This is a genomic window from Microbacterium sp. NC79 (genome assembly GCF_019061125.1).
Lineage (GTDB): Bacteria > Actinomycetota > Actinomycetes > Actinomycetales > Microbacteriaceae > Microbacterium.
This window is the reverse complement of sequence record NZ_JAHQYI010000003.1, coordinates 50,078-72,920: the sequence shown is the minus strand read 5'-3', so window position 1 is coordinate 72,920 and position 22,843 is coordinate 50,078. Positions and strand designations below refer to the sequence as shown.

Sequence of the window (22,843 nt, the reverse complement as noted above, 5' to 3'; positions counted from 1 at the left end):
GCAATGACGCAATCGACCATCTACCAGCCAGAACACGACGAGTTCCGCGCACTCATCCGGTCTTTTCTCGAGCGTGAGGTCGTTCCTCACTTCAGTGAATGGGAAAGAGCGGGACTCGTGCCGCATGAGTTCTACCGCAAGATTGGTGATCTCGGCTACTTCGGACTCCGAGTACCGGAGGAATACGGCGGCTCCGGGTTGGGCGATGAGGTCTTCCTCTACACGTCGGTGTGGGTTGAGGAATGTTCACGCGCTGGCGTTGGACTCGGCGGCGCGCAGACCCATGTGAACCTGGTCATCCCCTACTTCTTGAAGTCGGGAACCGAGGCGCAGAAGCAGCGCTGGCTACCCAAGATGGTCTCTGGTGAGCTGATGGGTTCGATCGCGATGAGCGAACCGGAAACCGGGTCTGATCTCGCCGGGATGGCCACTCGAGCACACCGTGTTGGTGACAAGTGGGTGCTCAACGGAGCGAAGACCTTCATTACCGGCGGTATCAACGCGGACGTCGTCGTCGTTGTGGCACGCACAAGCGATCATGAGAATCGCCGTGACGGACTGTCGTTGTTCGTCGTTGACGTGACGAAGCCCGGATTCGCGAAGGGGCGGAACCTCGAGAAGATTGGTCTGAAGGCGAACGACACCGCGGAACTATTCTTCGACAACGTTGAGCTGACCGCTGACGAAATGCTGGGCGAAGAAGGCAAGGCGTTTTCTTACCTCGCGCAGAACCTTGTTCAAGAACGTATGGGAATTGCTCTCGGTGCCCAGGTTGCTGCCGAGACGGCGCTGCGAATCACCGTCGACTACGTCAAACAGCGCAAGGCCTTTGGCACGCCCATCAGTTCGTTCCAGAACACCAAGTTTCAGCTCGCCTCGTGCCGCCTGGAAATTGCGGCGGGACGCGCTCTAGTCGATGAAAGCATGCGCAAGCATGCCCGCGGAGAGTTGACGGCGGCCGAGGCTTCGATGGCAAAGGTCTTCTGCACCGAGCTACAAAGCAAGGTCATCGATATTTGTCTGCAGCTTCATGGCGGCTACGGATTTATGACCGAGTACCGTATTGGCCGCATGTACACCGATGCTCGAATTAGCCGGATCTACGGAGGTACGAACGAAGTGCAGCGGGGGATCATCGCGAAGTCGCTGGGGCTGTGACTTGAGGTAGCCTCGAAGTACCCGACCACTTCAGAGAAGAAGCATGGATCTTCAGCAACTTCGGTACTTCACGGCCGTCGCAGGACACGGCAGTATTTCTGCTGGCGCCGCATCGCTGGGTGTCACGCAGCCCACGATTTCTCAGGCGCTGCAATCGCTCGAGCATGAGATGAAAACCCCGCTCTTTTCCCGTGTGGGGCGAGGCATGGTCTTGACAAGTGCTGGTCACGCACTTGTGGGCCCGGCGAGACGTATCTTGCGAGCTTCGGCCGCGACCAGAGACACTCTCATCAATCGTGGGCGCGTGCTCGCAGGACGACTCGACTTGTCGATCACCGCAGGCGCGATGACCGGAACTGTTCCGCGCTTGTTGGCCGGCTTCCTGAAGAGTCACCCCAAAGTCACGCTCAACGCGCGCCATTTGGCAAACGATGCCGACATTATCGCGGCGCTCGACGAACGGTTGTCCGATGCGGTATTTACCGAGCTTCCGCTCCGGGCGGATCCGCTTCTAAGTCACCCGCACAGTCCGCTCCGTGTGCTTGAGGTGGGAACGTCTGAGATCGTTTTTGCTCTTCCGGTCGATGCCGAAGTCGAGCCCGACGACGCGCCCCTGTCCTGGTCAGGTGACCCGGCGCTCAGGCGCGTGCTCGCGCCACAATCTGACCACGGTGACTCCATGTTCGCCGGACCGATATCCGCCGTCGGACAACCAGCGTTGCCACCCGTTATCGCCAGTAAACGGGAAACACGCTATGCGCTCGTCGCCGCCGGGGTCGGCTCAACCTATATGCGTGCGACGCTGGCAGAGCGTGGCCGTCAAGCGGGTATTAGTAGCAGGCGTTTGGAGCCTCCCGCTGCCCGCCAACTGGGGATGGTCTACAGTGACGTGGGTGTCTCGGCCGTGGCTCAGGCGTTCTTTGAATTCATTCGGGCTGCACTGAATGCGAGAGACAAGAATGCGTCCGTTGCCGGCGATGGGGTGCCATCGCGGTAAATCACGCCGATATCACGCATGACCGGGGGATCGAGGCTATACGTTGGCGTGGTCGGTAGCATGATCCGCGCCACATTTTCCGGGATGAACGTCGCAACGGCGCCTTCGCGCACGAGATCCCACAGGAATTCGCGATCCGCGCACGCGGCACGGACCTCACCGACCAGACCGGCGATCTTTCGCAGGCTCGGCGTGTGGCCGCCTTCGTCACGTGACACGATACCCATCGGAATTTTTGCCAGTGCCGCGGCGGGCACCTTGTTCACATAACCCTCGAGCTCACGAACATGCCCAGCAAGCTTCAGCTCTTCGGTGGCAAAGCGTCCGGTGATAATGGATGACTCCGTTACGGGCATTTCCACGAAGCCGGCATCCGCAACCCCGGACCGTACGAGTGCTACTGCGTGTGCGGTGGTTCCGACATCTTCGATATGCACCGACATTTTGGGATGGCGCGCAAGAAACTCCGTGACCAATCCGACGAGCGGATCGATGGCAAGCGTCGACGAGGCGGCGATGGTCAGACGGCCCGTTTCCAGCTCAACCACTTCGCGCACTCGCTCGGTGGCATCGTCGACGAGCGCGAGGACGCCTCGAACCGATTCCGCAAGGGCGAGGCCCTCCGGAGTGGGACGCAGCTCGCGTCCCACTCGATCAAACAGCGTCGTCTGGAACTGACTCTCGATAGTGCGGATTGCCTGGGAGAGCGATGGCTGGGAGATATATAGCTCACGAGCAGCGCGGGTTATTCCGCCCTCGTCGAGAACCGCGAGGAAGTAGCGCATCTGCCGGAGTTCCATGTGGCCATGCTAACGACTTCCCTCCATAGATTGCGTCGAAGCTACCCAGTGGCAGAGGGACTTTGTCTGCATCGCGAGGGCAGGCAATGGTGGATATCAACAACACGATGAGGTGGTGAACGAATGATGCGTGCAGCAAGTGAAGCCCAAGTTATGGGTTGGGCGGAGCGTCAAGCACCGGGTCCAGAGAAAGTGGCCGATGGTGTTTGGGCATTGTCGTTGCCCGGAAGTCACAGCGCGATCGCCTACACGATCACCTATCTCTTTGAGCGCCCCGAGGGTCTGTTGCTTGTCGACACCGGGTGGCACAAGGACGAAGCCATGCAGGGGCTTCACGAGGCGCTCGCTTCCCTGGGATGGACGGTGAATGACATCACGGCCATTGCCATAACGCACATGCACCCTGATCACTTCGGCCTGGTACCCACGCTGATGCGAGCCAATCCCGACATCGTCCTCTACATGCATGACGCTGACCTCATGCTTGTTGACGGCCGTGCCGATGACGAGCGGGCACGAACCATGCACGAGTGGTTGGCGCTCATGAACTCGATGGGCGCTCCCGATCGTTACGACATGACGAACCGGATCATTCCGTCCAGCACGCTGGACCCGACCGTCGCGAGCCGCTGCCGTGCGATCACCACTGGTGACGGTATCGACGCTGGAGATCTCTCGCTGCGCGCTATCTGGACGCCGGGGCACACGCCGGGTCACCTGTGCTTTGCAGTGGAACCATTGGGGTTGCTGATTACGGGGGATCACATTCTCCCCACCATCACGCCACAGGTAACGCAATTGTCCGACCCGTCGCGCGACGTTCTTGATGACTACCTCACGTCACTGATGCGCGTTCGAAATGGGGAGTGGGGCGTGGCATTGCCCGCTCACCAGTACCGGTTCACCGGTCTCGTCGAACGCATCGACCAGCTACTTGCACACCACGAGAATCGGCTCAACATTTTGCGCGCTGAGATTCTGCGCGCCCCCGGCCAAACCTGCTTCGAGCTTGCTCATGTCCTGGACTGGCGCGAACCCCTCGCGGACATGCCGATCGATCAAGCTCGGATGGCCATCAAAGAAGCATTTGCCCACATCATTTACCTCCAGCGTCGCGGTGAGATCCGTGCGGAGGGCACCCACGCACACACCTGGTGGCCCGCGTCACTAGGCAACGAAGGAGAACCCGAATGACGAAGTCCTGCGATCAACGCGTCGCCATTGTTACCGGCGGTGGCCAGGGTCTGGGTGCGGCGCATGTTCGTCGTCTCGCAGCGGCCGGGGCCAGCGTTGTGGTGAACGACCTGGGCGTCGCGCTCGATGGCGGGCTTGACCCGGAGCGCCCCGCCGTTCAGCTCGTGGAAGAGATTCGCGCCGCTGGCGGTCAGGCCGTGCTCAGCGGGCATGACGTGTCGAAGTGGGACGAAGCCGGCGAGCTCGTGCAGCTTGCCGTCGAATCTTTTGGCCGGCTCGATGTGCTGGTCAATAATGCTGGCGTCCTCCGCGACCGTTCGCTCGTGAAAATGTCGGAGGCAGAGTTCGACGCCGTTATTGCCGTTCACCTGAAGGGCACTGCCGCAACCATGCACCACGCTGGCGCCTACTGGCGCGACCGTGCCGAGCACGAGAAGCTTGACGCCCGCATCATCAATACGACGTCCGTCGCTGGCCTGTTCGGCAACGTCGGACAGATGAACTACGCGGCGGCGAAGGCCGGCATTGTTGGTGCAACGCTGGTGGCTGCGCTTGAACTTGGCAAGTACGGCGTAACCGCCAACTGCATCAGCCCGGGTGCCGCTACCCGTATGACGGCATCGATCCCGGGTCGAGACGCCAATGCCATGGCCGAGGATGACAGCTTCTCGCCTCGCTGGCCGGCGGCTGTCGTGGAATGGCTCGCGTCTGGATTGTCCCGTGGCGTCACGGGTCGCGTGTTCATGACGAGCGGGCGACGTCTCGGTATAGCCGAGGGATGGTCACACGGACCGTCATCGCAGCCCGTTGAAGCAGCAGAAGACCTGGACGCCACCCTCCGGATGCTGCTGGCCCAGGCCCGACCCAACAGCGACATGCGCGGCGCCGCATGGTAATCAATCTCGACTCCGTTGGCCTCTCCGGAGAAGTCATGCGCAAGGAGTGGACCGAGAAGGACACGATTCTGTATGCGCTCGCGGTCGGTGCGGGGGTGGCTGATCTTGACCTCACGACCGAAAACACCGCGGGTGTCGATCTGCAAGCGGTAAGCACCTTCGCCGCAGTGATTGCCGGTGGCGCGGGAGCGCTCCGGGAGAGGATCGGTTCGTGGCCAGGCGGCATGGTGGTGCACGGAACCCAGCTGGTTGAGTTCGTGACGCCACTGCCCGCCAGCGGCGAAATCGACGTGGTTGCGCGCGTTGCTGCGATCGAGGACAAGGGAAGTGGGGCTCTCATTGAGATTGAGTCCACGGCCACCGACCCGCAGTCTCACGCCGAGCTCTTCCGATCCACGACGGGCCTGTTTGTGCGGGGCGAGGGTGGCTTTGGCGGTGGCGGTACGGCCGCTCGCGGACTCGCTTCTTTTCGCGGGCTCGAAACCGCCGCCGACTTCACCGCTGACTTCGCCACCGGGCCGAATCAGGCCCTCCTTTATCGCCTGTGCGGCGACCGCAACCCGCTACACTCCGATCCGCGTTTTGCCGCGAAGGCCGGCTTTGACCGCCCCATCCTCCACGGGCTCTGCACGTGGGGTATCGCCGCGCGGCTGCTCAGCGCGCTCGTTGATGGTGACATGTCGGCGATCAGTCATTTCGGCGGGCGCTTTACCGCCGTTGTCTTTCCGGGCGACACCGTCTCCGTCGACGCGTGGCGTACAGCCCCCGATCACTTCGCGTTCGTGGTGCGGGTTGGCGACCGTGTCGTCATCGACTCCGGATCGATGGGGGTGCGTGAACGTGATTGAGAGTATGCCGGTGCCCAGAGCGACTCCGGAGACGCAGCCGTTTTGGGACGGCGCGAACGCGAATATGCTCACGATCCAGCACTGCACGGCGTGTGACGAGTGGGTGTTTTACCCCCGTGAACGGTGCTCACACTGCGCGGCTGCGGCTCTCGAGTGGCGGCAAGCGAGTGGCCGCGGTCGCATTTGGTCGTTCATCGTTGTGCACCGCGCGGAGCCAGCGTTTGCTGACCTTGCTCCCTATGTCCTGGCCGTTGTCGAACTTGACGAAGGGCCACGGATGACCGGGATTGTTCATGGCGTGGCGGCTCCCGACACGAGCCTCATCGACGCTCCCGTCATCGTCCGCTTTGACGCTCGTGGTGACCAACAGGTTCCGGTTTGGCAATTGGAGAGCGCATCGTGACCGGTGTTGTGATTGTTGGGGCAGCCGAGACTGAAGCGATCGGAGTGCTTCCGAATCAGTCGGTTTTGGGGTTGAACATTGCGGCAGCATGGCGCGCCCTTGACGACGCCATGCTTGCCCCCGCCGATATTGACGGGATCGCCGGGGCACAGAATCCACATCTTGTTGCCCATGCCATGGGTATCCAACCCACGTGGGTGGACACGACCAACGTGGGCGGTGGCTCGTTCATGCTGCATGTGCGCCACGCGGTCGCCGCGATCAGGGCGGGCTATGCGCGCCGAGTTCTCGTCACGCACGGCGAGTCGGGCCGGTCTCGCGTTGGGCAACCACCGCGCCCACGTGACCCCGCATCGCTGCCGGGCCAATTCGAAGAACCCTACGGTGCACGGGCCGCTTTCACGAAATTCACGCTGCCCGTCATGCGGCTCATGCGGGACCGTGGTTACGACGAGCGCGACCTGGCGTCTGTCGTCGTGGCGCAGCGGCAGTGGTCGTCGCGTAACCCGCGAGCGGGCCGTCGTGACATCCTTGACATCGACGAGGTGCTGGCAAGTCCACTCGTCGCGTACCCATTTCATTCACCGGAAGTGTGCATGGTGACTGATGGTGGTGGCGCGGTCATTGTGACTGCCGCCGATGACGTCAGTGCGGCCCAACGCCGCCGTTCTGTCCCCGTTCTCGGCACCGGTGAAGGTACGGACGCCGTCATGATCATGGATCAACAGGATCCGGGCTTCTCCCGTGCCATTTCTGCCGCGGCAGATGCCGCCTTCGACGAGGCGGGGCTGCGTCGCACCGACATCGACCACGTCATGATCTATGACGCTTTCGCACACTTGCCCTGGGTTGGCCTGGAGTCGATGCGCTTTGTTGAAGCCGGCGACGCCGCTGCGCTCATCAGTGGCGGACACACGTCACCCGGTGGGCGGTTGCCGCTGAACACCAACGGCGGCGGACTCGCCTACACGCACACCGGTATGTACGGCATGTTCGCCATGAACGAGTCCATTCGCCAAATGCGCGGCGAAGCACCAGCGCAGGTTAATGGCGCCCAGACCAGCATCGCACTGGGTATCGGTGGCATGCTCACAGCCGCCGGCACCCTCATTTTTGGAAGACCGCAGTGATCGGAGAAACAATGACCGAAAAATCAGTTCTTATCGAACGGCGAGGCGCTGTCGCTATCGTGTGGCTGAACCGGCCAGAGCACCGCAACGCGTACACCCCAGAGATGGCGGTACGCATTCAGGAAGCGCTTGTTGAATGCGACGCCGATGACGACGTCCGTGTGATCGTCGTCACCGGGTCTGGTGACCACTTCGGTGTGGGTGCCGACTTCGGGATCGATTGGCGCGATCCGCAGGCTCACGCGGTGGAATCGCTCAGCGAGCCCGAAAAGGCGCCGTGGAACCTGACTACGCCGATTATTGCGGCGATCAACGGCGACGCTATTGGTGTTCACCTCACGTGGGCGATGCAGGCAGATATTCGCATTGTGGCGAGCGACGCGCGCATTGCGTTCTCGTTCAACCGCGTCGGCATCATGCCCGACCGCAACTCGATGTGGCTGTTGCCCCGTCTTGCTGGGTTCGGTCCGGCGATGGATCTCTTGCTGACCGGACGCACGATCATGGGTGACCGCATGATGCAGTGGGGTCTCGCCTCCGAGTCGGTACCGGCAGCCGAGGTGCTGCCCACCGCCCTCGCCTTCGCCGAAGACATCGCAACCTATTGCGCACCCGCGTCCGTGACCGTCACGAAGCGACTGATGTACGAGTTCCTTGAGGAGCCCGACCGCATTCGCGCATACAACCGTGAGCGTCGCACCCTGAATTGGATTCGTACGCTCGGCGAGACGCTGCGTGGCATCGACGCCATCACGAACAAGAAGAAGCCAGCATGGGGTACCTCGAAGCACACGCGAATTCCGGCGGAGCTTCGATGACCCTCGATATCCACACCCTGCTGGCGCCGCGTTCGATTGCCGTCATCGGGTCGACCTCGCGAGAGGGTGGGTTGGGGAGCCGACTGCTCGCAAATCTCGCCTCGGCTGGCTTTGCCGGTGAGGTCGCCGCCCATGACCCGACTCAGGAACCGAGCGCAGACGTTGACATCGCGGCGATCGCGGTGCCCGCCGAACACGTGCAGTCAGTGCTTGATCGCTGGGAAGGACGAGCGCAGCATGCGATCGTCATGAGCTCGGGATTCGAGGAGGCTGGGTCTACCGCCCTCCGCGCACCGCGGGATACCACCCTGATCGGTCCGAACTCGGTCGGTCTGTACGCGCAAGACTCACGCATGGTGCTGACTTTTGCGCAGGCATTCGCTGACATGACGGATTGCCCTCCCGGTGGCGGCGCGTTTCTGATCTCGCAGAGCGGCGCCTTCGGCGCTCGCGTTGCGAGGGCTGCCCGGGCTCGCGGGTTCGCGCTCGATGGATTCATCGGGACGGGAAACGAGACGGCGTTGAGTGCGACGACCTTTGGTCGCGCTCTGGTGGAATCCGAGCAGCATCGCCCGAGGGTCTTGATGCTCTACATCGAGGCCGTCCGTGACGCCGATGACGTGGTCAGCATGCTCAATGCGTGTCGTGAGCACGATGTTGCCGTTGTGGCGCTGGTCGGCGGACGAAGCCAAGTCGGCGCGAACGCAGCGGCTTCGCACACGAGTGCACTGGCAACGGACTCAGACGTGCTCATTGAACTGTTGAAGATGTGCGGTGCCCATGTCGTGCACTCCGACCGTGAGCTCCTGACGGCAGCGCACGCCATCGCCGTCGCCCGACGTGTTCCCGGTCATCGCGTCGCCCTGGTGACCGGATCGGGTGGTGCGGGCGTCGTGGCCGCCGATATTCTGGCCAGCCACGGGCTTGCTGTTCCGACGTTGAGCGCTGAACTGCAAGCCTCACTCCTGGCTCATCTCCCCGCTTTTGCCAGCGCCGCCAACCCCGTTGACGTGACGGCACAGGCGGTCGCTGATGCTGAGCTTGTCGGCCGACTGTGTGCTGAAATCGCCGCCAGCGGTGAGGTTGACGCTGTAGTCGCGATTGGTCGCACGGCGTTCGTTGCACCGCTGCAGCAGCTTAAGGTCCCCGCCGTGGTGGCTCTTCTTGATGGTCTGGGCGCTCCGGAGATGTCTGGTGATGTCTTCGTCGCCGGCGACCTGGAGGCCATGGGCGAAGCCGTGGCGGCGCTCACCGGTGCCGTCCGTCGCGACGCCCCGGTGGAACTCATTCGTCACGACGCTGAGCTCGCCGAGGTGACGCTGTCGGCCTCAGATAGCCTGGCGCTGTTTGAAGAAGCGGGCATTGAAGTGGCGCCGTGGGCGGTCGTGCAGTCGCCGGATGAAGCAGAAAAGCACGCGGGCGCCCTGGGGTGGCCGGTCGTTCTCAAGAGTGATGTCGATGCCGCAACGCACAAGGCTTTGGCAGGCGGCGTGCGGCTCGGTGTCAGCCGCGAGGCACTGCGCTCTTCCGTCGCGGTGATGCTTGCCGGCAGTGAGCAGGTCATCGTTGCCACGCAGATTGCTGCCTCGCTCGAGCTCTTTGTGGGTGTGCGTCACGACCCCACGTTTGGGCTTGTGGTGACGGCTGGGCTCGGTGGTTCCAACGTGGAACTCATGGGTCGTACGGTCACGATGCCGGCGGCCGTGAGTGCGGCCGAGCTGACGGCTGCGCTGAATGAGAACGTGTTCGCCCGAGGCGGCCAGCGATACGACACCCTGGCGGCACAGCTTGCTGATGTTGCACAACGCATGATCCGCGTCGCACAGCGTGGTTACGGACTCGTCGAGGCGAACCCCATTGGGGTCGCTGACGGTTCACTTATCGCCCTGGATGCTCGAGTGGTGGTGCACGATGTCTGAGGTACGTGAGCTGGAAACCCTGTTGCGTGACCTGCTGCCCGAGCCGTGGATCCGTGCCGTCGAGACTGGTGATGACGATGCGCTCGCGAGCTTCGTTGCTGACGATGTCCACGGGCGGAGCCTGGCGAACGCCGTCGCGGCCGAGGGGTGGCTGACCCCGGAATGGCCCACGGAATATGGCGGGCGCGGCATCGATGCTGACGCCGCTGTGCTCGCGCGGCGCACACTGGCACGTTGGCGTGTCGGCCGGGTTGAAAGTGCGATCGGCAGCGGCTGGATTGGTCCCACAATTTTGCAGTACGGCACGCCTGAGCAACGCGACCTGCACCTTCCGCGCATTTCGCATAACGAGGTGTTTTGGTGCCAACTCTTCAGCGAGACCGAGGCAGGCAGTGACCTCGCGAGCGTCCGCACCGCGGCGACCGCGACGGATGGCGGTTGGGTTCTCAACGGTGGCAAGGTGTGGACGAGCCGCGCAGACATCTCAGCGTGGGGCTTGGCGGTGGTGCGAACCGATACCTCTGTTGTTAAGCACGCCGGACTCAGTGTCTTCCTGGTTCCGATGGATGCGCCGGGCGTCACCATCGCACCCATCAAACAGATGACCGGCGACGCCGAATTCTTTGAAGTGCGTCTCGACAACGTCTCGCTGCCCAACGATTCTCTTCTCGGAACCCCGGGACAGGGGTGGGAAATTGTGCGCACGGTGCTTGCCTTTGAGCGCCGTGCTGGCTCGGGCGCAGGAGCCGCAACTCCCGGCTCCGTCATCGGACGCGGCATCGAATCTCTCATTGAAGAGCGGTGGAACCAGGCTGGTGCCGTGGAGCGCACGCGATTGGCCTCCAGCCTCGTCGATGATCTGCTGATCGGCCTCAACAATGCCCGCAATGCGGCGCTCCGGGCAGCCGGCGCCGAACCCATTGCCAAGGGCGCACCGGTTAACAAAGTTCTTCAGGCGGAACACACGAAACGGCTCCAGGGACTGCGTATGTCCAGTGGTTCCATCGACCGCACGTCACCAGCAATTGATGACATGACCGCGGCCGCAGACCAGTGGGCATTCATGCGCGTGCAGGCGAAGACCATTGCCGGTGGAACCAGTGAGGTGCTTCGCGATCAGATTGCGGAACGGGCGCTGGGTTTGCCCCGGTTTGATGACCCCAGCAAACGGGTTCCGTGGCGCGACTTCATTGCGCAGTTGGCGAAAGGACAATCGTGAGAATTCCGCTCGATGAGGAACAGGAGTTCCTGGGTGCGCTCGCCGAGTTGTTCGATGCTCGGGGTGCCGTCGCGCACACGCGCACGAATGCTGAGCTCCCGCGAATGTGGAACACGGAACTCTGGGCAGAGATGACGGCAATGGGCGTCGCCGATTTGGCCTCTGATGGTGAGATCGGTGCGCTCATGGCGCTCGCCGAGGCAACCGGAGCGCAACCGGCACTCGTGCCCGCGCTCACGTCGGCCGTGATCGTTCCCACTCTGATGGCTGCCGTCGATGGTGGCGAGCAGACAGATGGTGACTGGGCCGTTGCACTGGATGAGGCCGGTGGTCTGGCGACTGCAGACTTCACCGTCACGCCCGATGGTCTGCTGGAGGCCGATATTTCTCGGGTGTTGTACGGAGCATGGGCACACAAGCTCCTGCTCATCGACGCCGCAACGCGTGGCCTGTGGGAGGTTCGGCTCGACGAGCCGGGCGTCACGGTGGCACCGCGTCAGAGCCTGGATCCCACGATGCCCATCGCGGATGTCGAGTTGCGTGGCGTTCGTGCCCGTCAGCTCGCAGCCGGGTCAGAACAGGTTGAAGCGGCCATCGTCTCGGCCACCCGGCTTGCGACCGCCTGGGTTGGTGCAGCCGAGGTTGCCACCGCACAGCGCCTTCTGGACATGGCCGTGGCCTACGCAAGAACCCGCGTGCAATTCGGCATGGCGATTGCGGAACGGCAAGCCATCAAACACAAGTGTGCAGACATGCTGATGGTTGTGGAGTCTGCTCGATCCGCCCTGTGGAGCGTCCTCAGTAACGTGAATGATGACGCTGCGCTGGCACTTCTCCGGGTTGCGAGCGGGCGCGCACTCGACCTCACGGCCCAGCAGTCACTGCAGATCCACGGTGGAATTGGCTTCACGTGGGAGCACGACCTGCACTTCCTGTTTCGCCGGGCCACCGTTTCTCGTCACCTGTTTGGCAGTGACGAGTCCCATTACGCAACCATCATGAACGCTGCATTGGAGAAGGCATGAGTAGGCACTTTCGACACTACGTCGAGACTGATCCCGAGCGGGTCGCCATCATCGAAGGCGACACACCCGTTCACACGTACCAGAGCTTGGCGCTCGCGGCGGATCGTGTCAGTCAGGTGCTTCTCACGGCCGGGACCCAGCGCGGCGACGTTATTTGTGCGCTCCTGCCCAACGGTGCGGATATGCTCGTCGTGCAACGTGGTGTCATGCAGCTCCCGGTGTACTTCTCGACCATCAACTGGCACCTCACCGCGCACGAGATCTCCTACATTTTGCGGGACTCGGCGGTACGCATCTTCTTTACGAACGAGGCGATGGCGCCCACCGCGCGCGAAGCTGTTCGGCTAGCTGAGCTCCCCGAGGATGTTCTCATCATCGTCGACGCCCCGGAAAGCGAACAGCTTTCGCTGCGTAAGCGAGAATTGACGGCACCTGACGGGCGTCCAGTCACCTCGACCGCCGGAACCAGGCGGCTCTATACGTCTGGAACCACGGGGCATCCGAAAGCAGTGTTGCGGCCGTTGCCGACCGCGTCTGTCGCGGATCAGGCACAGGCGAATGTTGCTCGGGCAACCCTCTACGGGGCTGGCCATGAGGACGGTCGCTACCTCAGCGTTGCCCCGATGTACCACGCCGCCCCGTGCGCGTACGCCGATCAATCTCTGGATCTGGGGCATACCGTGGTGATCCTTCCCAAGTGGTCGGCAGAAGCCGCCTTGAAAGCCATCGTCGATCACCAGATCACGTGGACGTACATGGTTCCGCTTATGTTCCAGGAGCTGTTGCGTTTGCCCGGGGCACGGCAAACAGATGTGTCGTCGCTGCGATCGGTCATTCACACGGCTGCCCCGTGTCCACCGCACGTGAAGCGCGCCATGATCGACTGGGTGGGGCCGATTCTGATGGAAATCTATGGCGGCACCGAGGGAAGCGCGACGTTTATCACGTCACCCGAGTGGCTGAAGTATCCGGGCAGTGTCGGACGCGCACGTCCGGGTGCCCGGGTGGAGATTCGTGATGACGAAGGCGAGCTGGCTCCCGCTGGCGTGCCTGGCCACATCTTCTTTGAGAATGCGGCATTGGCGTTTGTCTATGCCAACGACGAGGAGAAGACCGCGTCATCCCGCAAGGGTGGCGCCATCACGCTGGGCGACATCGGGTTTCTCAACGATGACGGCTACCTCTTCCTCTGCGACCGCAAGGCTGACATCGTCATCAGCGGCGGTGTCAACATCTACCCGGCCGAGATCGAGCACGCCATGAAGGAGCTCGACGGCATTGCCGACGCCTGCGTGATCGGTGTTCCGGACGAAAAGTGGGGTGAGACCCTTCTTGCCGTCGTGGTGACCCACGATGGTGCGCTCGGAAATGATGAGGCCAGGGCGCTCGAAATCTCTGAAGCATTGCGACAGCGGATCGCCGGTTTCAAGGTTCCCAAGCAATACGAGTTCGTTGCCGAGCTACCGTATTCGGAGGCGGGAAAACTGTTGCGGCGCACCGTGCGTGACCGCTATGCACCGAACGGGGCGTTCTCCGGTCAGTAGACACCGAAGAGGGCGCGAGCAGTTCGAAACTGCTCCCGCCCTCTTCGTATTTACAAGCCCAGTGATTTGGCGATGATTGTCTTCATCACTTCACTCGTGCCGCCATAGATGCGCGCGACTCGCGCATCGGCGTACAGTCGGCCAATGGCCTGCTCTTGCATGTAGCCGTAGCCGCCGAACAGCTGCAGACACGCGTCTGTGACGAGACCGTGTAGCTCCGTCGTGAACAGCTTGACGCGCGCCGCATCGGCAGCCGAGAGGTGAGACGCATCGTGACGTCGGATCGCACGGTCCACAAGCGCCTGGCCAGCGGCAATGCGGGTTGAGAGATCCGCCAGCGTGAACTTGGTGTTTTGGAACGACGAGAGGGTCGTGCCAAACATCTCGCGGTCACGCGCATGATCGCGAGTCAACTGCAACGCGGCAACGGCCTGTGCTTGCGAGTTCACTGCGATTGAGAGCCGCTCTTGCGCCAAGTTCTGCGAGAGGTACTCGAATGCTCGTCCCTCCGCACCGAGAATGTTCTCGGCGGGGATGTAGACGTCATCAAAGAAGAGCTCGGCGGTGTCTTGTTGATGCAAGCCCAGTTTCTTCTGGGGCTGGCTGCGAGTGAGCCCCTCCGGGTTGCCCTCAATGACGGCCAGCGTCAATCCGCCGCGGCGGTCGTTCCCGTTACCAGAGCGGGCAACCACAATAGTGAGCTCACTTTGCGTTCCTCCCGTGATGAATGTCTTGGAACCATTGAGTCGCCACCCAGTGCCGTCGCTCTTGAGTGACGTCGTCATGCCAGCAAGATCACTGCCAGCTGCTGGTTCCGTCATGGCAATCGCTGCCATCTTTTCGGCAGTTGCCATTGCCGGAAGCCAGCGCTCCTGCTGCTGGGGCGTGGCAATGCTGGTCACATACGGAATGATGACGTCCATGTGTACGCGCAGTGCACCAAAGGATGCGAGCGCGTACGCCACCTGCTCAGTGAAGACGCAGTTGTACGAAAACGGTGCGCCACCGCCGCCAAACTGTTCGGGCACAGCGAGGCCGACAAAGCCGGCCTCGCCTGCAGCTCGATACGCGTCCAGAGAAACCGCGCCTGCGGCTTCCCACTCAGCCTGGTGGGGAACCACCTCACGACGAACAAAGGCTCCGACGGCGTCACCAAATTCGCGGTGATCATCGTCGTAGGCGTCGCGATCCTCCCAGGGAGCGAGGGCTGGGTTAGCCACGGCGCTGGCTCACGCGGGTGCCAAGCACCATGCCTGCCAGCATGTTGCGCATCACCTCGACGGTGCCGCCGCCGATGGCGAGACCGCGTCCGTCACGGAACATGCGCTCCACCGGCCAGCGACGCGAGTAGCCGCGAGCACCGAGTGTCTGGATGGCCTGATTCGTGACACGCTGCACCATCTCACTGGTGTGGAGCTTGGCGAGCATCGTCTGCCACGCATCAGGGAATCCAGCGGTACCGGAGCGAGCGGCGCGCCACATCATGACGCGTCCAAGCTCAATGTCGAGTGCCATGTCGGCGACCCTCCACTGCAGACCCTGGAACTCGTAAAGGTGACGACCAAACTGCTGGCGCGTACGCAGGTAGCCGGCGGTGGCATCCAGTGCACCCTGTGCCAGGCCGACACACATCGCGGCGTTGCCGCAACGCTCCGGGTTGAACTGGTTCACCAGAATCTGGGCGCCCTGCTTGCTGTCGGCGATGGGCTCAATCAAGACGTCTTCTGCCGGAATCCACACGTCTTCGAATCGCACCGAGCATTCAGCGACGCCACGGATGCCCATCTTGGCATCTACGTGCGGTTCGCTCATACCCTCGGGGCGGCCGTTCACGACGACAGCACCAATGCCGTACGGGCCTTGGCTTCCCGGGGCGCGGCCAAACACGATGATGGTGTCGGCGACTGATCCACCGGTCATCCACGACTTAAATCCGCTGAGGCGATAGCCATCGCCATCCTTGCGAATTTCGGTGCGCAGGTCGGTGCCCGCGCTACCCGCGCCGGGCTCGCTCATGCCGATGGCGAAGTGACGGCTACCGTCGGCGACGCCGGGCAGGAGCCGGGCGCGCATTTCGTCAGAACCGAGTTCGTGAATGGCTCGCCACGGACCGTTGAGGTAGGGCTGCACGGCCATTGCGCTGGACAGGCACACGCGTGCGAGCTCTTCGACAACGATGCATCCCTCGAGCAACGACTTGCCCTGGCCGCCGTACTCCTCAGGAATGCACAGGTCCAGCAGACCCGCGTCCTTGACAGCGTCAAGCGAACGGAACGGAAACTCTTCGGTTTCGTCCCAGTGGGCTGCCCACGGACGCAGGTGCGTCACGGCCACTTCACGGGCACGGCGACGAATCTCGTCCTGCTCTGCGGTTAGCTCGCCCCACATCCCGCCTTCTGGTGCGGGCGGGTCGAGGAGCACGGGCTCCCAAGAGTCGCGTTCAACGTCGAGAAATTTGTCAGTCATCGTGCTGCCATTCGCAAGGCGCCATCGAGGCGGATTGTTTCCCCATTGAGCATGGGGTTGGAAATGATGTGTGCGGCCAAGGACGCGTACTCGTCGGCGTCGCCCAGGCGCGAAGGGTTGGGTACAGAGCTGGCCAACCGCTCACGAGCCTCGGGGGCAAGGCGACCGAGGATGGGAGTGTTGAAGAGGCCGGGTGCGATCGTGCAGACACGGATCTTCTTACTCGCCAGGTCACGTGCGGCGACGATGGTCATGCCAACGACGCCAGCCTTGGACGCTGCGTACGGAATCTGACCGATCTGGCCCTCGTAGGCCGCGACCGATGCTGTCAAGATGATGACGCCGGCTTCTTCACCCTGCTTTTCGTTCTTTGCCATTGCGGCAGCCGCGAAGCGGAGGATGTTGAATGACCCCACGAGGTTGACATTGATGACCGACATGAAGGTGTCCAGCGAGCCTGGGTTGCCTTCACGGTCGACGAGGCGCACGGCGCCGCCACGGCCAGCGCAGTGCACAACCGCACGGAGTGGAAGCTCGCAATTTGCCTGAGCTACCGCACGCTCGACAGCGTCAGCGTCGGTGACGTCGGCAGCGACAAACGTGGTTCCGTTGCCGAGCTCTGCGGCGACCTGTTCGCCTGCCGAAGTCGGCAGGTCAAGAATGGTCACGCGTGCACCGGCAGTAATCAGTTCTTTTGCCGTGGCCAGGCCCAGGCCCGAGGCGCCACCGGTAACGAGGGTGGCACTGTTTTCGAGTTTCATCGTGACTCCTTTGTCGGTTCAATTGCGATGGCAAAGGCGTTCGCCATGCCTCCCGCTTCGCACATTGTTTGGACGCCGATGGCTCCGCCTGTCTGTTCGAGATGGTTCAACATCGTCGTAAACAGGCGCGTACCAGACGCTCCGAGGGGGTGTCCGAGGGCGATAGCGCCGCCCCGGGGGTTCAGTTTGGCGCTGTCGACGCCCAGTTCGGCCTGCCAAGCCAGCGGAACCGAGGCGAAGGCTTCATTCACTTCGTACGCATCGATGTCATCAGCCTTCATGCCCAACCGATCCAGCAGCTTGCGTGTCGCTGGAATCGGCGCGGTCAGCATGAGTTCGGGGTCATCTCCGACAACGACGCTGTCGAGAATGACCGCGCGCGGGGTCAGTCCCAGTTCGTGCGCTCGAGCCCGGCTCATCAGCAGCGCAACGCTCGCGCCGTCGGTGAGTTGAGACGAGTTTCCTGCCGTCACCGCAAAGTCGATTTCGGGAAAGCGTGATGCCCAGTCGGGGGAGGCGAACGCGGGCTGGAGACCCGCGAGCGACTCGACCGATGATGCCGGTCGGATGGTCTCGTCAGCGGCAACGATGGTTCCGTCTGGTGTCCGAATCGGCACAATCTCGTTCGCAAAGTGACCGTTCTCAGCGGTTGCCGCGGCCCGGTGGTGGGAGCGCGCGCTGTACTCATCGAGTTGCGTGCGCGTCAGGGCGTACTTGTGCGCAACGCGCTCAGCCGCAATTCCCTGCGGGGCCAGCTTGGGGTAGCGCGCCCGTAGCGCCGGACCATAGCCGTCCTGGTCGAGCTTGGCGGCACCCATCGGAACCCGCGACATAGACTCGACGCCGCCTGCAATGACGATGTCTTGCATACCGCTGGCAATGGCCTGAGCGGCGAACACCATCGCCTGCTGACCAGAGCCACACTTGCGTTCGATGGTGACAGCCGGAACCTCAACCGGAAGGCCGGCTGCGAGCCAGGCCATGCGGCCGATACCAGCGGACTGCTCACCCGCTTGCGTGACGCATCCGATGAGAACGTCGTCAACCGTGCTTGCGTCGAGCTGGTTGCGGTCGATAAGCGCCGAGAGTACCTGCGCGAGCAGGTCAACCGGGTGCACATCAGACAGCGCGCCGCCCTTTTTGCCTCGGCCCATGGGCGAGCGAACCGCGTCAACGATGACGACGTCGCGCAGACGTGTCATGACGCGGTGGCCGGTCGGTGGCTGACGGAGCGACCGGTCAGCTCAGTGGCAATACGCATCTTCTGGATGGCGGGCGTGCCGCCGGCGAGTGCCCACCCGTGGCTGTCGCGGTGGAATCGCTCGAGCTCGAACTCTTCCGTGTACCCGTTGCCGCCGTGGAGCTCAATGGCCTGCGCCGTCACCTTGCGGGCCATTTCGTTCGCTGCGCACTTTGCGAGCGAAACTTCCAGCACCGACAGTCGGCCGCGGTCAAGGTTCATGACGGCGCGGTCGCGAAGCAGTCGGGCAGATTCAACGGCGATGGTCATCTCAGCGAGGGTGAGCTGGACGGCCTGGAAATCGGCAATCGGGCGACCAAACTGTTCGCGCTCCTGCACGTACTGGATCGTGCGGTCCAGCGCTTCCTGCGCAATCGCGATACTCATCGTGGTGTTGCCGAGGCGCTCGATCGAGAAGCAGCCGAACAGCTTCTTGAATCCGTCCGGCGGGCTGACAACGAGGTTTTCAATAGGAACCTCGACGTCATCAAAGACAACGTCAGCGCTCGGGACGGTGCGGAAGCCCATCAGTCGCTCGCGGGCGCCGAATGACAGCCCCGGGGTACCAGCGTCGACGAGGATGGCACCAATGCCCTTGGCGCCCGGAGTGTCATTCATGCGGGCGTACACGAGGTAGGTGTCGGCTTCGCCGCCGTTGGAGATCCAGCGCTTACGGCCGTTGATGACGATCTTGTCGCCACGGATCTCGGCGCGCGTGCTCATGTCGGTGGCAGCGGAACCAGCTTCTGGTTCGGAGATACCAACGGCCATCGTTACCTCGCCGCGAGCAATGGCGGGGAGGTAACGGTGCTTCTGCTCTTCCGTGCCGAGTGCGAGGAGCGCCTGGGCCGGGCCGGTGTTGGATTCAAAGACCTGGAAGGCCGCTGACGCGTATACGCGAGCGATTTCCTCGACGACGACGAGGGCTTCCTGGTGGGTTCCGCCGCTCCCGCCGTACTCCTCGGGGATCGCAATTCCGAGGTAACCCTGGGCACCAAGGAACTTACGTTCGGCACGGTCAACGGGGCGTCGATCGGCGTCCCACTGGCGTGCATTCTCTCCATAGCGGGCGCGTGCCATGCGGCGAACTTCGTCGCGAAGCTCAAGGAGGTCATCATTTTCGAGCACGATAAGTACTCCCTTTCAGGAAAGGTTGCGCGAAGCGCTTAACGGGACTGGTTGTACTCGCTGTCGGCCCAGCGGGTGGCCCGCGAACCGATAGCGCCGACGATCAGGCTGAACGAAACACCGAGGAGTGAGATGAGAACGATGCCGACGTACATACGGTCGGGGATGAATAGCTCCCATGCATGCCACGTGTAGTAGCCGAGGCCTTCGCGTGCTTGCACGAACTCGACGGCGATCACGAGCAGCATGGAAATACCGGAAGCGAGCTTGAGGCTCGACACGATCTGCGGCGTGCTTGCCGGAATAACGAGCCAACGGAACCGCTGCGGCCAGGAGAGGCCATAGGAGCGGGCCACCTCGTGGTACGGCGTGGGAATCATCATCGCGGCGGCGAGCGTGGTGAATGCAACGATGTAGAAGGTTCCGAGGGCTACGAACAGGATCTTCGGGAACTCGCCGAGGCCGAACAGCAACAGAAAGATTGGCAGCAGCGCGAGCTTCGGGATGACGTAGAGAGCACGAATCAGCGGCTCCAGCGCCCAGCGGATGACCGTGATCTGACTCATCAGCAAGCCAATGATGATGCCTGCGAGAGCTCCGATCACATAGCCCCACAGCAGACGCTGTACGGTGATCCAGAGTTCTGGAAAGATTAGGTTTTCGCCCATGTCATCAAGGAACCGCGCGAAGATCGCCGACGGCGAGCTGAAGAATCGAACGTCGATCCAGTTGTTCTGGCCAGCAACTTCCCACAGGATAAGTCCGAGCACAGGGATCATGAAGCCAAGCGCGATCTGCAGGACCTTGTCCCGGCGGGCCCGCTTGTTGACGTCGGCCATCGCACGGTTGGGCTCGATGCGAACCTTGCCGATGGTCTGAACACCCATTGTGCGGGGGCGTGTCTGAAGGCTCATCGCTTCTCCTGATCCATTGCCGTTGCAACCTCGCCGCGGAGGTCGCCCCAAATCTTGTCTTCGAGCTCAACGAAGCGCGGATCGCTCCGGAGCTCGGGTAGGCGGGGGTAATCGAAGGGGATCTCGTAGCTGCCCTGGATTTTGCCCGGACGAGCGGTCATCAAGATGATGCGGTCAGACAACAGGATCGCTTCGTCGATGTTGTGTGTCACAAAGAAAACCGTGTAGGACTGCTCCTGGCAGATCGCGAGAAGCTCGTCTTGAAGCACCTGGCGCATCTGGGCGTCGAGCGCGGCGAACGGCTCGTCCATGAGCAGGATCTCGGGCTCGAGTACGAATGCGCGAGCGAGAGCTACGCGCTGCTTCATACCACCCGAAAGGTTGGCCGGGTATGCATCTTCAAAGCCCGCGAGGCCAACGCGCTTGATCCAGTCATCAACACGTCGGCGGATTTCGGCACGGGGGACGCGTGCGGCCTGCAGGCCGAGGGCAACGTTTGCGCGGACGGTGCGCCACGGGAAGATGCTGTACTCCTGGAAGACGGGAGCCACAAGCGCTCGTCCGGCGCCGGCGGTGTTGATCTCCACAACGCCCGACGTCGGACGCTGAAGTTGCGCGAGAATGCGTAGCAGCGTGGACTTTCCACACCCAGAGGGGCCGACGATGGAGACAAACTCACCCGACTGAATCGTGAGATTGATGTCAGAAAGTGCAGCGACTTCAGGTTTGTGCGGTCGACGGTACGCGAACGACATATTGTCGATCACGATCTTTCCTGAACCCACTCCTGAATCTGTATCCGAGTCAGCGAGGTTGGCAGTCTGTTGCAGACCATTCATCGCGGTTTCTCCTGTCGACGGTGACGAGGTTATCGGCGGATTTCCCACCTGCCTTTAGCTAAGTTGTCTCACCCCTGCTGGGGCAAGACCGCGGCGTTCTCATTCGCCGATACCGGGCATTGGCGTAGGCAATCTTGAGCACCCGTATGACCGGCCCTAGGTAACGACAAAGGGCGCGGTCACGACTGAAATCGTGACCGCGCCCTTTGGGCTAATGCTTACTTCTTCTTCATCCAGTCGGTGGAGCAGGTCAGTGCCGCATCGACGAACGTACGGTCGAAGAGTCCGTTGACGTCCTGCGGGTCGTCGTAGTCGAGCTGGCCATATTCGATCTGGAAGGCCTGAATTCCTTCGAGGAAGGTATCCACACCGTCCATCGTCATCGGGTCGAAGACCAGCAGTGCCGAGTCACGAATGATCGACTCGTCAACGTTCAGAACCCCAGCAAGGGTTGCGACGACGGCGTCATCTTCGCGCCAATCGCCAGTCATCTTGGTCTTGATCGCCTCGTTAACGACCTGGATGAAAGCGACCAGAAGCTGCGGACGATCGAGCATGCTCGGACCAGCCATCATGGCAGTGCCTGTGACACCCGGCGCGTAGCCGGCGACCGGAACCAGGTTCGGGTCCTTTGCTGCCTCAACCTCGAGTGGAGCGGCAATCCACGCAGCGGAGACGGCGCCGTTTTGGAGGCCGATAAGTGCATCAGGGCCGGAAAGCTTGGTCATCTCGACGTCACCAAAGGTGAGACCCACCGTCTTCAGAGCGTTGTCGAGAATCATGCCCGCAACTCCGGTGCCGGCAGTCGGGGATGAAACGAGTTGTCCCTTGAGTTTGGTTAGGTCCATATTCTTGGCGTCGCCCACGACATCCTTGCGGCTCCAGAAGCCCGGGATTGCATCGCCGGGGAGCGCTTCTTGGCCGAAGTCGAAGGGCATAACCCACTGCATGTCGATGCCTTGTTTGACGGCGTTGAACTGTCCGGCCGAGTACGACGTCATCTGCATGTCGAGCTTGCCCTGAGCCAGTAGCGGCATGCCGTCGGCCGTCGGTAGTACTTCGTACTTCACATCGAGGCCGGCGTCCTCGAAAAGGCCCAGTTCATCAGCCATGTAGACCGAAGAGAAGACGCTGAGCTGTGCGGGGTTTCCGATCGTGATCGTGCCGGTCGTTTCTGGGGTGGGGCAGAGCGGGTTGACGTCGCTCGGGGTTGAGGTGGACGGTTCGGGAGCCGCTCCCGTGTCCGTGGGAGTGGACGCTCCGCCGCAACTAGCCAGCGTGAGCGCGAGAGCCGCCAGCGCGGCGACAACTGTGACCTTGCGACGAACTTGTGCTTGCATGTGATGGCCTCCATTTGCATCTACGCACGCCAATGTGCGTAGGGGGTAACGACATTCGAGCGGAGCGGCCGTAGCAGCGTCAACGTCAAGAGCAAAGGTATTGGCTAACCGAAGAATAGGCATTTCTGGCGTCTCATGATCCCGGAATGATTGATATTCCTGTTTGTAGGGTTCACCTCACATATCTGTGCGTGTGAGCGGTGT

The 22,843-nt window shown here is 62.2% G+C and carries 21 protein-coding genes; 12 read left to right on the top strand and 9 right to left on the bottom strand.

Annotated elements, in window-relative coordinates:
• The first annotated feature begins 3 nt into the window (after positions 1-3).
• Both KTJ77_RS12790 and KTJ77_RS12785 read left to right on the top strand, forming a co-directional pair.
• Entirely contained in the window at positions 4-1,158 is a 1,155-nt protein-coding gene (locus KTJ77_RS12790) for an acyl-CoA dehydrogenase family protein (protein ID WP_217338944.1), read from the top strand.
• A gap of 43 nt (positions 1,159-1,201) precedes the next feature.
• The gene (locus KTJ77_RS12785; protein WP_217338943.1) at positions 1,202-2,155 is read left to right on the top strand and encodes a LysR family transcriptional regulator; all 954 of its coding nucleotides are present in this window, start codon (positions 1,202-1,204) and stop codon (positions 2,153-2,155) included.
• Here the strand turns inward: KTJ77_RS12785 and KTJ77_RS12780 are convergent.
• Positions 2,068-2,955, bottom strand: a complete 888-nt coding sequence (locus KTJ77_RS12780) for a LysR family transcriptional regulator (protein WP_217338942.1) — start codon at positions 2,953-2,955, stop codon at positions 2,068-2,070. The genes KTJ77_RS12785 and KTJ77_RS12780 overlap by 88 nt on opposite strands.
• A 123-nt stretch (positions 2,956-3,078) precedes the next feature.
• On the opposite strand from KTJ77_RS12780, the gene KTJ77_RS12775 reads away from it, so the two are divergent.
• The 10 genes from KTJ77_RS12775 to KTJ77_RS12730 are packed head-to-tail and all read left to right on the top strand — an operon-like array spanning position 3,079 to position 13,951.
• Positions 3,079-4,149 (top strand): MBL fold metallo-hydrolase, encoded by a 1,071-nt coding sequence (locus tag KTJ77_RS12775; protein WP_217338941.1) that lies wholly within the window; start codon positions 3,079-3,081, stop codon positions 4,147-4,149.
• A complete protein-coding gene (locus tag KTJ77_RS12770; protein WP_217338940.1) occupies positions 4,146-5,045 on the top strand; it encodes an SDR family NAD(P)-dependent oxidoreductase in 900 nt (299 codons plus the stop codon). Before KTJ77_RS12775 ends, KTJ77_RS12770 begins: the two co-directional genes overlap by 4 nt.
• Complete coding sequence (locus KTJ77_RS12765; RefSeq protein WP_217338939.1) at positions 5,039-5,893, top strand: MaoC family dehydratase; 855 nt, start codon at positions 5,039-5,041, stop codon at positions 5,891-5,893. Before KTJ77_RS12770 ends, KTJ77_RS12765 begins: the two co-directional genes overlap by 7 nt.
• Before the next feature lie 10 nt (positions 5,894-5,903).
• Entirely contained in the window at positions 5,904-6,296 is a 393-nt protein-coding gene (locus KTJ77_RS12760) for an OB-fold domain-containing protein (RefSeq protein WP_217338938.1), read from the top strand.
• Positions 6,293-7,426 (top strand): hypothetical protein, encoded by a 1,134-nt coding sequence (locus KTJ77_RS12755; protein ID WP_217338937.1) that lies wholly within the window; start codon positions 6,293-6,295, stop codon positions 7,424-7,426. Before KTJ77_RS12760 ends, KTJ77_RS12755 begins: the two co-directional genes overlap by 4 nt.
• 11 nt (positions 7,427-7,437) lie before the next feature.
• A complete protein-coding gene (locus tag KTJ77_RS12750) occupies positions 7,438-8,244 on the top strand; it encodes an enoyl-CoA hydratase/isomerase family protein (protein ID WP_217338936.1) in 807 nt (268 codons plus the stop codon).
• Positions 8,199-10,163, top strand: coding sequence for an acetate--CoA ligase family protein (locus tag KTJ77_RS12745; RefSeq protein ID WP_217338935.1), 1,965 nt, complete (start codon positions 8,199-8,201; stop codon positions 10,161-10,163). Before KTJ77_RS12750 ends, KTJ77_RS12745 begins: the two co-directional genes overlap by 46 nt.
• A complete protein-coding gene (locus tag KTJ77_RS12740) occupies positions 10,156-11,382 on the top strand; it encodes an acyl-CoA dehydrogenase family protein (RefSeq protein ID WP_217338934.1) in 1,227 nt (408 codons plus the stop codon). Before KTJ77_RS12745 ends, KTJ77_RS12740 begins: the two co-directional genes overlap by 8 nt.
• On the top strand, positions 11,379-12,407 hold the full coding sequence (locus tag KTJ77_RS13740) for an acyl-CoA dehydrogenase family protein (protein WP_217338933.1): 1,029 nt from the start codon (positions 11,379-11,381) through the stop codon (positions 12,405-12,407). Before KTJ77_RS12740 ends, KTJ77_RS13740 begins: the two co-directional genes overlap by 4 nt.
• Complete coding sequence (locus KTJ77_RS12730) at positions 12,404-13,951, top strand: AMP-binding protein (protein WP_217338932.1); 1,548 nt, start codon at positions 12,404-12,406, stop codon at positions 13,949-13,951. Before KTJ77_RS13740 ends, KTJ77_RS12730 begins: the two co-directional genes overlap by 4 nt.
• Positions 13,952-14,001: 50 nt before the next feature.
• Here the strand turns inward: KTJ77_RS12730 and KTJ77_RS13490 are convergent, their stop codons facing one another.
• The 8 genes from KTJ77_RS13490 to KTJ77_RS12690 form a co-directional block, all read right to left on the bottom strand.
• On the bottom strand, positions 14,002-15,171 hold the full coding sequence (locus KTJ77_RS13490; RefSeq protein ID WP_217338931.1) for an acyl-CoA dehydrogenase family protein: 1,170 nt from the start codon (positions 15,169-15,171) through the stop codon (positions 14,002-14,004).
• Complete coding sequence (locus KTJ77_RS12720) at positions 15,164-16,417, bottom strand: acyl-CoA dehydrogenase family protein (RefSeq protein WP_217338930.1); 1,254 nt, start codon at positions 16,415-16,417, stop codon at positions 15,164-15,166. The genes KTJ77_RS13490 and KTJ77_RS12720 overlap by 8 nt, the downstream gene beginning before the upstream one ends.
• Positions 16,414-17,178, bottom strand: a complete 765-nt coding sequence (locus KTJ77_RS12715) for an SDR family NAD(P)-dependent oxidoreductase (protein ID WP_217338929.1) — start codon at positions 17,176-17,178, stop codon at positions 16,414-16,416. The genes KTJ77_RS12720 and KTJ77_RS12715 overlap by 4 nt, the downstream gene beginning before the upstream one ends.
• Positions 17,175-18,371: a thiolase family protein gene (locus KTJ77_RS12710; RefSeq protein WP_217339032.1), complete on the bottom strand. Its 1,197-nt coding sequence runs from the start codon at positions 18,369-18,371 to the stop codon at positions 17,175-17,177. The genes KTJ77_RS12715 and KTJ77_RS12710 overlap by 4 nt, the downstream gene beginning before the upstream one ends.
• Before the next feature lie 5 nt (positions 18,372-18,376).
• Positions 18,377-19,546, bottom strand: coding sequence for an acyl-CoA dehydrogenase family protein (locus KTJ77_RS12705; protein ID WP_367948921.1), 1,170 nt, complete (start codon positions 19,544-19,546; stop codon positions 18,377-18,379).
• A gap of 38 nt (positions 19,547-19,584) precedes the next feature.
• Positions 19,585-20,460, bottom strand: coding sequence for an ABC transporter permease (locus KTJ77_RS12700; protein ID WP_217338928.1), 876 nt, complete (start codon positions 20,458-20,460; stop codon positions 19,585-19,587).
• A complete protein-coding gene (locus tag KTJ77_RS12695; protein ID WP_217338927.1) occupies positions 20,457-21,299 on the bottom strand; it encodes an ABC transporter ATP-binding protein in 843 nt (280 codons plus the stop codon). Before KTJ77_RS12695 ends, KTJ77_RS12700 begins: the two co-directional genes overlap by 4 nt.
• Positions 21,300-21,517: 218 nt before the next feature.
• On the bottom strand, positions 21,518-22,639 hold the full coding sequence (locus tag KTJ77_RS12690) for an ABC transporter substrate-binding protein (protein WP_217338926.1): 1,122 nt from the start codon (positions 22,637-22,639) through the stop codon (positions 21,518-21,520).
• Positions 22,640-22,843 lie beyond the last annotated feature (204 nt).